At 35.6% G+C, this 16,476-nt stretch carries 10 protein-coding genes; 8 read left to right on the top strand and 2 right to left on the bottom strand.

Annotated features, from left to right (window positions below):
• The first annotated feature begins 7 nt into the window (after positions 1–7).
• Genes CGC48_RS04795 through CGC48_RS04780 form a run of 4 tightly spaced genes read left to right on the top strand, consistent with a single transcriptional unit; the run spans position 8 to position 6,516 of the window.
• On the top strand, positions 8–1,606 hold the full coding sequence (locus CGC48_RS04795; protein ID WP_232780558.1) for a hypothetical protein: 1,599 nt from the start codon (positions 8–10) through the stop codon (positions 1,604–1,606).
• An 18-nt stretch (positions 1,607–1,624) separates the two neighbouring features.
• Positions 1,625–3,175 carry a hypothetical protein gene (locus CGC48_RS04790; RefSeq protein ID WP_232780556.1) on the top strand — a complete coding sequence of 517 codons (1,551 nt, stop codon included), beginning with the start codon at positions 1,625–1,627 and terminating at the stop codon, positions 3,173–3,175.
• 27 nt (positions 3,176–3,202) lie between these two features.
• Positions 3,203–4,492, top strand: coding sequence for a purple acid phosphatase family protein (locus CGC48_RS04785; protein WP_098028667.1), 1,290 nt, complete (start codon positions 3,203–3,205; stop codon positions 4,490–4,492).
• Entirely contained in the window at positions 4,492–6,516 is a 2,025-nt protein-coding gene (locus tag CGC48_RS04780; protein WP_232780554.1) for an alpha-galactosidase, read from the top strand. The genes CGC48_RS04785 and CGC48_RS04780 overlap by 1 nt, the downstream gene beginning before the upstream one ends.
• 2 nt (positions 6,517–6,518) lie before the next feature.
• Here the strand turns inward: CGC48_RS04780 and CGC48_RS04775 are convergent, their stop codons facing one another.
• Positions 6,519–10,511: a hybrid sensor histidine kinase/response regulator transcription factor gene (locus tag CGC48_RS04775; protein ID WP_232780553.1), complete on the bottom strand. Its 3,993-nt coding sequence runs from the start codon at positions 10,509–10,511 to the stop codon at positions 6,519–6,521.
• 251 nt (positions 10,512–10,762) lie between these two features.
• Positions 10,763–11,695, bottom strand: a complete 933-nt coding sequence (locus tag CGC48_RS04770; protein WP_098028664.1) for a DsbA family protein — start codon at positions 11,693–11,695, stop codon at positions 10,763–10,765.
• A 329-nt stretch (positions 11,696–12,024) separates the two neighbouring features.
• On the opposite strand from CGC48_RS04770, the gene CGC48_RS04765 reads away from it, so the two are divergent.
• The 4 genes from CGC48_RS04765 to CGC48_RS04750 are packed head-to-tail and all read left to right on the top strand — an operon-like array spanning position 12,025 to position 16,471.
• Complete coding sequence (locus CGC48_RS04765) at positions 12,025–12,876, top strand: SDR family oxidoreductase (RefSeq protein ID WP_098028663.1); 852 nt, start codon at positions 12,025–12,027, stop codon at positions 12,874–12,876.
• A gap of 25 nt (positions 12,877–12,901) precedes the next feature.
• Complete coding sequence (gene uxuA, locus CGC48_RS04760; RefSeq protein WP_098028662.1) at positions 12,902–14,083, top strand: mannonate dehydratase; 1,182 nt, start codon at positions 12,902–12,904, stop codon at positions 14,081–14,083.
• Positions 14,080–15,519 carry a glucuronate isomerase gene (uxaC, locus tag CGC48_RS04755; protein ID WP_098028661.1) on the top strand — a complete coding sequence of 480 codons (1,440 nt, stop codon included), beginning with the start codon at positions 14,080–14,082 and terminating at the stop codon, positions 15,517–15,519. Before uxuA ends, uxaC begins: the two co-directional genes overlap by 4 nt.
• Positions 15,485–16,471, top strand: a complete 987-nt coding sequence (locus CGC48_RS04750; protein ID WP_232780552.1) for a TRAP transporter substrate-binding protein — start codon at positions 15,485–15,487, stop codon at positions 16,469–16,471. Before uxaC ends, CGC48_RS04750 begins: the two co-directional genes overlap by 35 nt.
• The last annotated feature ends 5 nt before the right edge of the window (positions 16,472–16,476 follow it).

Raw genomic sequence — 16,476 nt, 5'->3', positions numbered from 1 at the left:
TAGAAAGATGAAACTTAAGACAATGATATTCGTTATACTTTCTGTTATCGCAGTAGTTTCTTGTGAGAGAGAAAAAGTAATTGAACTTTCTGCTTCAACAATTGAAATAGAAAACTATTCTGGTGAAGTTATTGCACGAGAACCTTCAGAGAAGGTGTTTTTGAATGTTGTAGCTGAAGCTCCCGCTGGAATAAGTAAAATAGAAGTCCTTGTTTCGGGAAAGGTTGTTGCAACAGAAAATCCAGAAAATTCATTTACTTACAATTATGAATATGAATACGATGTTCCTGCAACAGCCAATTTAGGAGAAGAGGTTACAATATCTTTTAAGCTAGAAGATAAACAAGGGCATAGTTTCGTAACGCCTACAGTTATTATAAGAGTTGCTCAACCCTTTGAAATTGCTGATTTTTCAATCGGAGGACAGGTATTTAAAAAAATTTCAGGAAGAATCAACAAAAATATGGTACTTACCAACGACCAAAAGTGGCTAATCAATGGAGTAGTAAGTGTTGATGATGGAGCAAACCTAACTATTAACGAAGGTACTACTGTGTATTTCAGAACTTTTAATAGTGATAAGTACAGCCAGTTGGTGATTATGAGAGGAGGAAAAATTACAGCTTCAGGTACAAGACTTCAACCCATTGTGTTTACCAGCGATAAGGTTTTATCAGGCACGGCATCTCGGGAAGATTGGGGCGGAATATATATCAATGGCTCAGCACCTACTAACGCTGCAACCACTGTATTACTTGATGGTTTTCGTTACGGAGGGAACAATCCTGATGATAATTCTGGTACACTTAAATTTGTACGGATAGAGTATACAGGAAAAGGAGGATTACATTCTTTACAACTCAATGGAGTGGGGAGTAAAACGACGATAGAGTACGTCCAATCTTTTGATTCCTACAATAATGCTTTCCGATTGCGAGGTGGGCGAGTTTCCTTACGTTATATAGCTGGTATACAGCACGGAGGATATGGAATATGGGCAGATGAAGGTTGGCAAGGCAATGGTCAGTTTTGGATTTTTCAAACTAATATAAAAGCGACACTAAATCCCGTAAATTATTGGAATCAAGCTCGTTCTATAGAGTTCCGTAATGATAATTCTATTTTTGATAAACAGCCTCGTACCACTTTCAAAGTAAGTAATGTCACTTTAATAGGAAATGGTTCTGGAGGGCTTGAATTTGGCACTCGTCGAGGCGTTCGTATCCGACGAGGTGCGGAGGGATTATTTCACAATTCCATAATTACTGAATTTCCGAGTGATGGAGTGCGTGTGGAAGATCTTCCGCTAGAAAGATTGGGAGTAACTACAAAAATTGATCACATTCATTCCTTTAATAATGCAATAAATTGGGAGCAAGAAGCTAAAACATTCTTTTTTGAGAGTGGAAAGTATAACTTATCAGAAAAGTCTGTGCCAGGAATAACGCGAGATAATTTTGTAGGAGTAGCTCCTACCATATTTAATCCTACTTCTCTGGGAAGTTGGTTTGTTGATGCTCCTTACATAGGGGCCGTGGAACCTTCAAAAGATTGGACTAAAGGAGGGGAGTGGTTTAAAAACTACGATGGTACTCTAAGAAAATAATCTAAAAATATAAATATTATGTTACGATGTAAAAAACAATTTTTTGTGTGCGTAGCAACCGTAATTGGAATGCTATTTGTAGCTCTTTCTTGTAAAAAAGACAATCCAGAGTATAAAACACCTTTACTTTCATTGAAAAGTTCAGAGATGGTTGATTTGGCTCCTGGAGAAAAAACTGAAATAAAACTTACTCTCAATGGAGATGGAGGTGCAAAGTCAGTTATAGTTAAGAAAAATGGAGGATTTTTGAAAGAATTCCCAGTACACGCCACAGCTTCCGAGTTTATATACACTACTGAACCTATTTCGGCTGGACAGGAGGAAGGAGCAGAAGTGAAATACGGCTTTACTCTGGTAAATCAGAATGATGTTGAAAGTCCTGAAGTTCTTGTAGTAACCAAAGTTGCTTTATACGACAAAATTACCATAGGTTCAACTTCTCTTTTTAGTTTGAAAGTTGGTGTGGAAGGTATTGTCCCTTCTGGAAAAAGTGTCAAACTCATTAAGGGGCGAAACTATTTTATTCCCACGTCATTAACTTTTGAGGTTGATTCTTCATTGGAAATAGAGGAGGGTGTACAAGTTTATATGAATGCTGAAGCTAAGGAAAAGGTATCAATCAACGTTTCAGGTACTACAAGAATTTCAGGTACTGAAACAAATCCAGTTGTTATCACAAGCTCTAAAGTTCTTTCAGATGCTTCAAAGGCTTCAGCAGGAGATTGGGGTAGGTTTGCACTTATTGGTGCAGGAGCAAAATCAGATAATGGTAAGATAAGTTACCTTCGTTTGGAATATGGAGGCGATCGAGTTTTCCGTTTGTCAGATGTAGGTTCTAAAACTCAAATTAATCATATACAAGTGTTTAATTCTGAAGGAGAGGGGTTTATGATAACAGATGGGAATGCTCAGCTTAAGTATTTGGTGGCAACTGATTGCCGTGGTGGGTCGTATCGTTTGGGAGAAAAATATGAAGGGAAAATACAGTTTGCAATTTCTGTAAATTCCGCACGATTTGATGAGAATGATGATTTTGTTATTCGTGAAGAGGCGTCTCCTGTAATTGCCAATGTAACGCTACTAGGAGCGGGTAAGGATACCGATAAAACGAACGGAATGAGAATGAGAGCAAAAGCTGCTCCGAAAGTATACAATGCCATCATAGCTAATTTCCCCAGAAGAGGTTTACGTGCTGGTGATGATGTTAATATAACGGATTTGAAGGGTTCTGCTGTTTTTGCATATTCGTACATATTTGATGTAGAAACAGATGCCTTTAGAGGAGATGCTCAAAAATTTGCAGGAACTTTCAATATAGAAAATGGAAATATTGAAACAAATCCTTTCTATAATAATGTGGTAAATTTTAAGGACAAAATATATACACTGAAAGCTATTGCGGGAATTGGAGTAGCTGATTTTGTTCCAGATGTTGAACAAACAAGTGAGTTTAATCCTGCTTCATTGGATACATTTTTCACTTCAGCAACCTACGTAGGAGCTATAAAAAATGGAAGTGAAGATTGGACAAAAGGCTGGGTAAAAAATCCAGATAACTCTGTAAGATGATTTTATAACAAACTAAATATGAAATAAATGAAAAATAATAGTCTCATAGCATTTTTGCTTTTATTGTTCTTTCAGAACACTTTTTCACAGGTATCTCCTGAGTTACAAGCACGTTGGGATAAGGAGTCTTCTGTGCCAGAAAATCCGTTATTAGATCATCGCCCTACTGTACTCCCAGATAGGATAACACTTGTTCCGAGGGCTTCCAATAATGATGAAATTGCTGTAATTTGGCGTACAGATACTTTGATAAAAGAAGGTACTTTGGAACTTGTTAAGGGTGATGATTATTCCTTTCCTAAGGCAAATCGTAAGCGAATAACGGCTTCGTATGAGGTTGTGCAATATAAGGATTATCCAATGCACTACCATAAAGCAATTATTTCTGGTTTAGAGTCAGGTAAAATTTATCGCTATCGTGTAGGAAAATCACCGCATTGGAGTGCGTGGAACACCTATGTTCACGAAAATCATACTGATAAGCTCAAATTACTTTACTTTGGGGATACTCAAAACGGGATTTACAAACACGCTAAACGAATTTATAAAGAAGCCTTCCGAAAATTTGGACAAGCACAACTCGCAGTGTATGTAGGAGATATGATAAATCACGCTAATAATGATTATGAATGGGCAGAATGGCATACTTCTACAGCAGATATTAATGCCACAATCCCTGTAATTGCTGCACCTGGTAATCACGAATATTTGAAAAATCTTGAGGGTAAAAAAATAAAACTCTCAAATTACTGGACATCAACATTTCCTTACCCATACTCTTGGGATGCAGGACAATACTATTTAGATTATGGTTTTGTGCGATTCATTGTAATGAATTCTAACGAAAAACTCCACGAGCAAGGCAAATGGTTGGAACAAATTTTGTCCGAAACCGAGCAAGATTGGGTCGTTATCGTTGCACATCATCCTGTTTTTTCGGGGGCTAAAAAACGCATCAATAAAGGACTATTGGAGAATTGGTTGCCTGTGATAGAAAAATATAAGGATAAAATAGGACTCGTACTACAAGGACACGACCACACGTATGCAAGAGGAGGATTAGAAAACCGAACGGGTACAAAAGAAAAACCTTCACAACCTGTTTTTACAGTGACTGTGGTTGGCGACAAGTACTATGACCTTGATGAACAGAGTTGGATGGACGTTTCATATTCAAAGGTAAGTTCTTATCAATATATTGAAATTACTAACAGTAAAATCACATACAAAGCTATGAGTGAGGCTAATACACTTATAGATGAATTTGTGATTGAAAAAAAGAAAACGAGAAAATCTCGTAAAAAAAGTAAGAAATAATGTTGCGGAAATTATTTGTCATTGGGTTGTTTATTTGTGTGGGAGCTATTCATCATAGTTGGTCTCAATCGAATGTTTTTCAGTGGAAAAACTCAGAAACACTGATTGTTAGTGACGGAATGAGTGAGCAAACCTACAAGTGGAAGGAAGGCGTTTTATGGCTCACTAAAGCAAAACCGCTATCTCGCTCAATGACAGATACATTTCCCTTTCCGATTCCAGACCGAACAGCGCAACAAGTTCCAATTTCGTATTCTCAAAAATCTTATTACGTTGAGGCAACCGATAGAATATCAGGATATTATCAACTTGATTTGCATACTGTTTATGCGAATTATGAAATTAAGAGAAGTCTGCGAGTTTATGATAATTCTTCTGGAGTTGAATGGTCATTGCAGGTAAAGGGAAATGGCTCTCTGTTTGAATCATTGGATATTTCCAATAGGGAATTGATAGAAGATGCTCATTTGCTTAGTACAAATGTTCCTTTCTATTTTACTATGCCTTTTTCAAATCCTCACTTTACAACGAAAGTTGTTAGTTTTCAGGAGGCTACCGATCATCATAGTAACATAGTTAATATTCGTGAGGAATTGCCATATCGAAAACCGCAGTATTACAAGGGTTCTGTACTTATTGCTCAGGACAATCATACTTCGGATATTCATTTGGTTGTGAAGATGTCTCCTTTGCAAGAAGCACAGTCCGCATATATGGGATTTGATTTTAGCACTGATTTTTCTGGTATAAAGGTACATTCGCCAGGCATTGTAACTTCTGAAAATGATTCTGAATGGCAGGAGGCTTACCGAGTTTTTTCAGTGATGTATGCAGGAAGCGAGTCCGTAGCCTTGGACGCATATAAAAAATATGAATTAAACACCCATAAGTATATTCCCGAAAAAGATAACACTTTCACAATGAATACTTGGGGGGATAGGAATCGTGATAGCCGAATAAATGAGAAATTCATTTTGAATGAGTTAGAAGTAGCAGCCCAACTTGGTGTTACACACTATCAAATTGATGATGGTTGGCAAAGAGGATTATCAAGCAATTCTGCAACAAAAACAAATTCAAAACTTTGGGATAGCTGGGAAAAATCTGATTGGGAGGTAAATTCGTCACGATTTCCCAATGGTTTGACAAAGATAACACATAAAGCCAAATCGCTGGGAATTGGGCTGGGACTTTGGTTCAACCCTTCAAAAAGTGATGACTATGCCAATTGGGAACGTGATAAAGATATTATGCTGGGGCTACATCAACAACACGGAGTTTCGTGGATAAAAATTGATGGGTTACGAATTGGTAATAAAAAGTCTGAAAACAACGTAAAGAAAATGTTTCACATAGCTCAAAAACAGGCTGATAATTTGCAATTTAATATTGATGTTACTGCAGGAAAACGCGGAGGATATTTTTTTTTCAACCATTTAGGGAATATATTTTTAGAAAACCGTTATACAGATTGGGGAAATTACTATCCGCATCTTACTTTACGTAATGTATGGACACTGGCTAAGTATGTTCCTATACAGCGTTTCCAGATAGAATGGCTTAATAAATGGAGAAATAAGCATAAATATCCAACAGACGATTTGCTTAAACCTTACGATATTCCATTTGATTATCAGTTTGCTATAACTATGATGGGGCAACCCTTAGCGTGGATGGAAGCTACTGGCTTACCCAACGAAGCCTTTTCTGTTGTCAAATTGATAAATCTTTGGAAAAAAGAACGAAGCGAAATGCAAAAGGGTGTTATTCATCCGTTGGGAGAAATGCCCAATGGCTATCATTTTACAGGATTTGTAAGTTATACCAAGAATAAAACGTACGTGCTGTTATTCAGGGAGAACACATCTCAAAATATAGCTACTTTTAAATTGCCCTTGGGAGAAGTTAAAAACAAAAAATTTGTAAAAATCGCTGGGGAAGGTAATTTTATTAATGTAAAAAATACAGATTTTGAAGTTAATTTTTCTGCTCCTTTCCAATTTTTATGGGGGGTTTTTGAATAAATTTATTTTCCTTTTTTTGAGAATTCTTTGGGAGAAATTCCGTACTTTTCCTTAAAGCATTTCAAGAAATAATTTGCATCCTGAAAGCCCACTTGGTCAGCAAGTTCTACAACTCGAACGTCCTCTTTTGAGAGTATTTCAGCGGCTTTTTTTAGACGAAAATCTCGCATATATTTTGAAGGAGAAATATCCAATAATTTTTTCATTTTCCGATATAAATGCACACGACTTAAAGCAACGTCTTCACTCAAATTCTCAATTGAATACTCTGGGTTTGATAAATTTTTTTCGATGTATGAATTAATTCGGTGTAATAAATCATCATCAAATTTATTGAATCGATTTTCTGCTTTTTCGGGTAGAGCGTCTCGTTTGTATAGCTGACGTAGATTTTTTTGTCGCCGCAAAATATTGCTGATGCGTAGTTGTAATTCTCTGTGAGAAAATGGCTTGGTAAGGTAATTATCTGCTCCAAGCTCAAGGCTCTCCATTTTTACCTCTTGTTGCTGTATCGCTGTGATTAGGATTACTGCAATGTGGCTTGTTACGATGTTTGACTTTATTTCAGCACAAAGTTCTTTTCCGCTTTTGCCTGGGAGCATAATGTCTGAAATCACGATATCAATATCTTCTTCTTGCAGAGTCTCAAGAGCTTCTTCGGCAGATGTTACACTCAGCACATTGAAGTTATTTGACAATCTCTCTGAAAGTGAGTTAAGTAGTGTGATATTGTCCTCAACAATCAGAATGGTATTTTTTTTATCAGTTTTTTCAGATACAAATATGGTTTCTTCGCTGCTCTCCAGTTGGGAGGTCAATTCCATAGGTAAAACGAAAGCTTCGTTATGAAGCAATCTTTCAGAACCAGAAATATCAGCTTTTATGTTGGGAATAGTAACTGTAAATATACTTCCTTTCTCTAATGTACTTTCCACTTCAATTTGTCCTTTCATCAAGTCTTTTACGATTGTTTTAACCAGAGAAAGTCCAATACCACTACCTGGAATTTTTTTGTTATCATTCTTATAAAAACGGTTGAAGATAAGAGGTAGTGATTCTTTTTCAATTCCTATACCTGAATCTTCCACCTTAATATGTAGGTTATAATTGCCATTTTCGTTTTCGATGGTTTTTACTAAAAGAGAAACATTTCCGTCTTTTGGAGTATATTTTATGGCGTTTGATAACAAGTTCAAAAGTATTTTTTCAATTTTTTCTTTATCGATTAGTAAAGGTTTTTCAGTCACTTCTCGCATATTTATCTGCCAATTGATGCCATTTTGGGAAGCGAGTGAATGAAAAGAACTACTAACATTTTCAAGAAAATTTTTTAATAGGATAGGAACCTCATTGAGCTTTTCTTGGTTAGATTCAATCCGATTGATAGTAAGTAACTGATTGACTAAGTGTAATAGATTTTTTCCTTGATATTGTATGTTCGATATCCTTTTCCTTACTTTGGGTTGAAGCTCGGTTTCTTCCAAAATTTCCTCTACTGGACTTAAAATCAGTGTTAAAGGAGTTAGTATTTCGTGGCTTACATCCGTAAAATACTTCACTTTCATAGAATGCATTTCTTCTACTCGTTTCTTTTCAATTTCTTTTAAACGAATACGATGATTAAGCACAATTCGGCGTAGCATATTTCTTCGAATGTACCAAACGATGATGAATATTACCAAAAAATATATTATAAATGCAGGAAAAGTAAGCCAAAAAGGAGGTTTTACCACAATAGGAAAACTGAGTTGCTCACCCCAAACTCCATCATTGTTACTGGCTTGTATCTTGAAAATGTAGGAACCTTTGGGAATTTTACTATATTCTACAATTCCTTTTTCAGAAGAATAACGCCAGTCGATATCAAATCCTTCAAGAATGTATTTAAAGCGATTGTTTTCAGGCATCAAGTAATTCAAGCTCGTAAACTCAAGAGTAAGAGCCGTTTGGTTATGAGCTAATTCTATTTCTTCAGGATGTATCACTGAAATATTCTCCAATTTTGAAATAGAGCTAATGGGCTGATTGTTTACTTTTATTTCAGACAAATATACTTTAGGTCTGTGCTGATTTTTAGAAACTTTTTGAGGTTCAAACGAAACCCAGAGGTCTTTCCCGCCTACAGCAAAAACAATCGGGTTTGAATGAATGCAGAATGTAGCCCCTTGATTGATTTCAGAAATAGGAAAACCATTTCGTATGTGATAATTTAAAAAAACTCCATCAGCAAATTGCGAAACTCCATTGATACTGTTCACCCATAAGTCCTTGCCAGAAGCCATTGTACTGAAAATGGTATTGTTCAGTAAACCGTCCTTAGTGGTGTAATTTTCTATAACTTCCAAGTGTTTGTCAAGTACAAAAACGCCAAATCCGTCAGTACTCACAAAATATTTTTCTCCGATTGCTAAAACGTGGTTCACATCATCAACTTGTTCGATTTTTTGCTCAATTTTTCCTCCAATTGAGTTTTCAAAGAGAATCAATCCTTTGCCTATTGTTGAAAGTAAGTAGGTTGTATTGTTTATTTTTAAAAGATGTTTTCCGAAGTTTTTACCGATGAAAGGATGAAGTTTCTTTGCAATGGGGAAGTCTGTTAGCTGATTTGTCTTGCTATCAAAGAGATTCAAGCCGCCACTTTTATCAGAGAGAATCCACAATTTGTCATCTGATTCTTTTAAAATATTATTTATAACACCAAGATTTGCCAAACCTACGGCTGTTATTTTGTTATTATGCTCTTTGTAAAGTCCTTTGCGTAATGTACCTATCCATAGAATATCAGTTGCATAGTCGTAAAAAAGAGATTTGATAACAGCTCCATTTTCTATGCGATTTGTTCTTATTGTATTGTAATTTTTGTCATATTCTATAAGATATCCGTTTTCAGTAGCTACAATTAAGTTTCCTTTTTTATACGCGAAAGCACTGGCAATATTATGTGAATTTTTGTGATTTTGAGTGTTTAGAGGGTGAGGTGTAAAACGTGAGAGATATTCATCACTCAATAGCAATCCGTCGTGGTATGTACCTATCCAAAGAGAGCTGTTTTTGTCAATATATAGTGAACGAACAGAAGGACTATCAATTAAGTGTGTATTATGGAAAGTATTTACCTCTTGTACAACTCCTGTTTTGGGGTCAAGTAATCTCACTCCTTGAAATCCACCAACCCAAATGTTTCCGTCTGTATTTAAAACCAGAGTGCGGATACTACCAAAAGCAATCAGTTTTTCTTCACTTGAGAATGACCAGTGTTTTTCAGGAATGCCATTAGAATCAAGTTGATAGATTCCGTTGTTGTAGGTTGCAATATAAATTTTTCCGTTTGGGTGAAATAGAATATCTTCGATACGTTCATTTTCGCCTAGTGTTACATCTCTGGAATTGCCCTTAATTTGTATGCCGTTTTTACTGATAGGGTCATACTTAAAAAGTCCCTTAGTTGCACTTGCTATCCAGTATTCGTTTCTGAAAGGTGACTTTACTACCTTTGCTACAGGAATATCAGCCAGATTGACATCAGTAATCACTATTTCAGGTTTTGTAAAACGATTTTTTTCTGCGTCGTATTTGTAAATTCCTGTCCAGCCACAAGCCCAAACTTCTTCATCAATTACCGAAATAGAACGAATTTCTCTGTTATCAGACTCTCCTATTTTGTAGTTAGTAAAAGAACCTTTTTTTCGGCATAACAAACTTATTCCTTTATTGTGAGCTACCCATATATCGCCCTTTTTTCCATTGGTAATGTCATTGATATGATTACCAGCAATGCTTAGAGTGTCGCCTAAAATGTGTTTATATATTTTTATTTTATTTCCGCTATATTCATTAAGCCCATCACGTGTGCCAACCCACATAAAACCAAGACTATCCTGACTGATTGCCATTACCGTGTTTTGACTCAGTCCTTGTTCAGTGCTTAGTTGCTGTACATAGATATTATTTTGAGCTTGAGCAGAAAAGTACCAACAGAAGATAATAAATCTCAATAAATTAGCAATTTTTAATATTTGAAGATTGAAGCTCAAGATTTGATACTTTTACTAAAAGAGGTTCGAATTTGGAAAGCAAGTTACAATATTTTTTACTATTATTGAATAAATATCGTATAAATTAACAAATTTATTTTAGTTATTATGTTGAAAATTAAATTGATATCAGTGAGGATTAATAATTTATTTTTTGCAAATTGATTGACAAACAAAAATTTTATAAAAAAATACGTTTGATTTTTATGAAGTCAAACGTATTTTTTAGAATAATTATTTTTCTCCCAGATGGAACCATTTTTAGTGGTATATTTCTCTAAAAATCCTTGCTCTACAAGCTGATTAAGATAGTTCTCACTATCGTTTCGTGGCATTGTTGATAGTTCTGAAAATTCTCGAGCAGTTAAGGTTGGATAGTAGTCAAAAAGTGTTTGCCAATCTTTTTTGTATTCTTTTTTTACTACATTTGGATTGAGTTTCAGAATAGCTCTTTCAAAATTAGCGTAAGGTTTTGCTCCATAAACAACCTCTCTGTTTCCCTGATTATCCGTGAAAATCATTGTAGGAAAACCACGAATGCCTAAATCTTTTCCTAATTTCAGGTCATTTTCGAAAAGTTCCTTTGCTTTATTCTCAGTATCTTTCTTTAATTGCTCAACATCAAGTTTTGCGACAGCAGCAGCTTTTGCAATATGCTCCCATTGAGTAATATTTTTCTTCTGAAGAAAAACCATTTCTCTTAATTCTCGTAAAAAAGAAATAGCTCTGTCTTTATCTTGCATCTGAGCAGCTTTAAACGCTATTGATGGAGGATAAGAAGAATTCAAAGGATTTTCTAACCAAATATCACCATCTATTGGCATATCATAGTACAAACTCACTTCATCCCAATGATGAGCCACATCCGATGGTTTGCTAATACCTCCGCTATTATAACTCCAATCAGGCAAAAGTCCGCCAGTGTGATAATTAAATGTGATGGTGTCGCCATATTCCAATTTAAGTCTTCGAATCTGAGGCTCAATACCCCAACAGGAAGAACATATTGGGTCGGTGTAATAGGTAACTGTTATTAATTTTTCTGTTTTTGGGAGTTGAGAATTTACAACTCTATTTTCTGTTTGAGGTATGCTACAAGTTCCCTCTTTGGGGTCACAAAGTAGCGGATTGGTATTTTGTGACATAACTAAAAATGATTGAGTTAAAAATAAAAATGTTATAATAAGTTTTATAGTTTTTTTGAATTTGAAATTCATACGGATTATTTTCTGTGTTTATTCTTTTTTGTTTCAGGCAAAAGTATAATTTTTTTTGTAAAACTATTCACAAAATACTGATAAATAATTCATTGTGTTATTCTGAAATATATTACTATATAATGTTTCTCGTTTTTGAAACCATTTTCTATGGTATTGGTAACGTAATTCCCTTTTTTAGTAACATTTGTAATAGAATAATCATTTGTTTTGGAATACTTTAGCACTCAGGAAAGAACTTAAAATCAAGTTGTATTATGGAAGATAAACTCAATTTGAATATATCGGGTAAGGTTGCCGTTATTACAGGTGGCGGAGGTGTGCTTTGCTCAACTATCGCTAAAGACTTGGCAGCACAGGGGGTAAAGACGGCTATTCTTGATATAAATCGTGAAGTTGCTGAGTGTGTGGCTAATGAAATCAAAACAAAGTATAATGTTGAAAGTATCGGAATTTGCACAGATGTGTTAAGTAAAACATCGTTGGAAGAAACTTTGGAAGCAATTCATAGTAGATTAGGTACAATTGACTATCTGCTCAATGGAGCGGGTGGCAATGCTGCGTCCGCAACCACTCAAGCAGAATTCATTACTGAAGAGCATCTCAACCGATTGGAAGAAACATTCTTCGGATTACAGATAGAAGGTTTTGACAGAGTGTTTGCACTTAATTTTCAAGGGACTTTATTGCCCACAATGGTTTTCGCTAAAGATATGCTAAATAAAGGTAGCGGAGCGATTGTTAATATTTCATCAATGAATTCGTATACTCCTCTGACTAAAATTCCGGCATATTCGGCAGCCAAAGCAGCAATAAATAACTTCACACAGTGGTTGGCGGTGCATTTTGCTAAAACAGGTATCAGGGTTAATGCCATTGCGCCTGGTTTTTTGCTTACAAAACAAAATCGTTTTTTGCTAATTGATGAAAAAACTGGTCAAGTAACCTCGCGAGGAAATAAAATCATAACTAATACACCAATGGGGCGCTATGGAGAACCAAATGAGCTTTCTGGAACAGTTATCTATTTGTTTTCAGACTGGGCAAAATTCATCACAGGAGTAGTAATTCCCATAGATGGAGGATTTAGTGCATATAGCGGAGTATAAAAAATTAATCTTTAAACTATAAACAATGGTAGAAACTTGGCGTTGGTACGGACCACAGGACCCTGTGAGCCTATCGGACATAAAACAAGCGGGAGCTACAGGAATAGTGACAGCCTTACATCATATTCCTAATGGAGAAGTCTGGTTGATTGAGGAAATAGAAAAAAGAAAAAAAGACATTGAAGAAACTGGTTTGCGTTGGTTGGTTGTGGAAAGCGTTCCTGTTCACGAGGATATAAAAAAGCAAACAGGGAATTATAAAACTTATATCGAGAACTACAAGCAAAGTATTCGTAATTTAGCGAGTTGCGGTATAAAAATCGTGTGTTATAATTTTATGCCCGTTCTTGATTGGACACGCACAGATTTGAATTATGAAGTGGAAGATGGGTCGAAAGCACTTCGGTTTGATGCAATTGCTTTTGCCGCTTTTGATTTGTTCATTCTGAAACGGTCAGAAGCAAAAAGCGAATATTCTTCAGAAAGAATCAAACAAGCAAAGGATTATTTCGAAAAACTCTCCGAAGAAGAGAAGATTTCTTTAACCCAAAACATCATAGCTGGATTACCTGGAGCTGAGGAAGGCTATAAATTAGCTCAATTTCAGCAAGTGCTTGATGACTACAAACATATAAACGCTCAAAAACTTAGAGAGCATTTAGTATATTTTCTTAAAGAAATTATCCCAACAGCAGAAGAAAATAACGTTTTGATGTGTATTCATCCAGACGATCCTCCTTACCCTATATTGGGACTCCCAAGGGTGGTAAGTACTGAAAGCGATTATGCTTATTTGTTTGAAAAAGTTCCTAACAGATGTAACGGAATAACGTTTTGCACTGGTTCTTTAGGAGTAATTCCTCAGAATGATTTAACAAAGATGTTGCAACGTTTTGCTAATTGTATTCATTTCATACACTTGCGAAGTACGAAACGAGATGAGCAAGGTAGCTTCTATGAAGCGAATCACTTGGAAGGAGATGTGGATATGTATTCTGTTGTTAAAGAAATTCTTACAGAAGAAAAACGGAGAAAAGAACAAAATTACTCGGATTTCCAAATTCCGATGCGTCCTGACCACGGGCATCAAATGTTAGATGATTTGAGAAAGAAAACCAACCCTGGATATTCTGCAATAGGGCGTTTGAGAGGTCTGGCAGAGTTAAGAGGTTTGGCAATGGGAATTTCAAAAAGTTTACAGTTATGAATTTCATAAATGCAAGTACCTTCATAACAGAAGATTTTCTGTTAGAAACGCCTTTAGCAAAGCGTTTGTACTACGATTATGCAGAAAAAATGCCGATTATAGATTATCACAATCATCTTTCTCCAATGCAATTATCTGAAAATATTCCGTTTGAAAATATTACCCAAGCCTGGCTTTTGGGTGATCATTACAAATGGAGGGCGATGCGAGCCAATGGTGTGGACGAAAAGTTCATTACTGGAAATGCTCCTGACAAAGAGAAGTTTAAACAATGGGCGAAAACTGTGCCTTTTACAGTTGGGAACCCTTTGTTCCATTGGACGCATTTGGAACTTTTAAGATACTTCGGAATCAAGCAATTACTTCAGCCTAATACGGCAGAATATATCTATGAGTTAGCAAGTACACTACTGCAAGGCAAAACACCAATGCAGCTCTTACAAGAAAAAAATGTTGAGGTTATTTATACCACCGATGATCCTGTTGATGATTTACAACATCATCAAAATATTTCAAAAAAATCACAAAATTTGAAAGTGTATCCAGCTTTTCGCTCAGATAATCTTTTTCGTATTGAAAGCGTTGATTTTGAGGAATATTTACACAAGCTTTCTTTGGTTGTTGGATTTGAAATAAACGATTTGCAAGACTTTCAAAAGGCAATTGACCAACGAATTGATTTTTTCACTGAAAGAGGATGCCGTTTGTCTGATTTTGGTTTGGGCGAGGCATTTTCTTTAGAGAATTTCAAAGAAGAAGAAATCAACATCATTTTCAAGAAAAAGAAAGAAGAAGAAAAACTTTCTCATAAAGAGATATGCAAGTACAAAAGCTTCTTATTCTTGTATTTAGGTAGAAAATATTACGAAAAAGGCTGGGTACAACAGTATCATTTAGGAGCGATTAGAAACAATAATCAAAGATTGCTAAAAGCGGTAGGAAGCGATGTGGGGTGTGATTCTGTTGGCGATTTTAACTACGCTTCCTTTATGTCAGATTTGTTTGGAAAGTTAGATGCTGAAAATAAGTTGGCAAAAACCATTACTTATAATTTGAATCCATCTCATAATGAGGTTTTTGCGACAATGATGGGAAATTTTAATGGGTATAATATACCTAGTAAAATGCAATGGGGGGCGGCTTGGTGGTATCTTGATCAAAAAGAGGGAATTACAAGCCAGTTAACTACACTTGCCAATATGAGTTTATTGAGTCATTTCGTAGGAATGATTACCGATAGCCGAAGTTTGCTTTCATTTCCAAGACACGAGTATTTCAGGAGAATACTATGTAATTTCTTCGGAAATTTAATATCGCGGGGCGAATTGCCAAATGATATTGACTTTTTCGGAAAAGTTGTGGAGAATATATGTTATTACAATGCGAAAAAATATTTTGGTTTTGAAAAAGAGCAAATGCCAACAAAGAATATGTGAGATACTATCAGTAATCTTTCTTTTCTTGGTAATTGCCTGTAAGAAAGAAACTGATGTCAAGGTTTTGACCTTTGCTCATAATTTGCCTACATCGCATCCTGTACATAAAGGTGTTGAGGCTTTTAAAGAGCATTTGGAAAACCTATCAGGAGGTAAAATGTCTATCGATATCTATGCTAATGGGAACTTAGGTACGGAAAGAGAGGTATTGGAATTACTTCAGATAGGGAGCGTTTCAATGACTAAAGTAAGTGCTTCGGCAATTTCTAACTTTGTTCCAGAATACCTCGTTTTGGGCATTCCTTATTTATTCAGAGATAAAGAGCATTTTTTTAATGTTTTGGAAGGAAAAATAGGAGAAGAATTGTTGGAAAAGGGAACAACTTCGTGGCTAAGAGGTTTGTGTTTTTACGATGCGGGGAGCCGTAGTTTTTATACAAAAAAGAAACCCATTAAGGAACCGAAAGACCTTGAAGGAATGAAAATTAGGGTTATGGGAGACAAAATTTCAGTATCTTTAGTACAATCTTTAGGGGCAGCTCCCACACCTATGGCTTTTGGTGAACTTTACACTGCTTTACAACAAGGTGTAGTTGATGGTGCTGAAAATAATGCTCCTTCATTTGTTACTTCAATGCATTTTGAGGTATGCAAATACTACTGTTTAGATGAGCATAATTACCTTCCAGATGTGGTTGTAATAGGAACAAAATCATTAGAAAAACTCACACTTCAGGAAAAAAAGTGGGTTTTTGAAGCAGCAAAGTTATCAGCTCAGAAACAGAAAAGATTTTGGGAAGAAGCTGAAATTCAAAGTATAGAGATTTTGAAGAAATCAGGAGTGGAATTTTTTACCCCAAATAAGGACTTATTTCGTGCGAAAACAGAAGTTCTAAAAACCGAATTTTTTAAAGATGAAAAAAGGTTAAAGATGATTGAAGAAATTGAATAATTGAA

It is taken from the genome of Capnocytophaga cynodegmi, assembly GCF_002302475.1.
In the GTDB taxonomy this organism is placed as follows: Bacteria; Bacteroidota; Bacteroidia; order Flavobacteriales; family Flavobacteriaceae; genus Capnocytophaga; species Capnocytophaga cynodegmi.
Note: the sequence above shows the minus strand (reverse complement) of the source record. Positions and strands in the feature narration are given on the sequence as shown.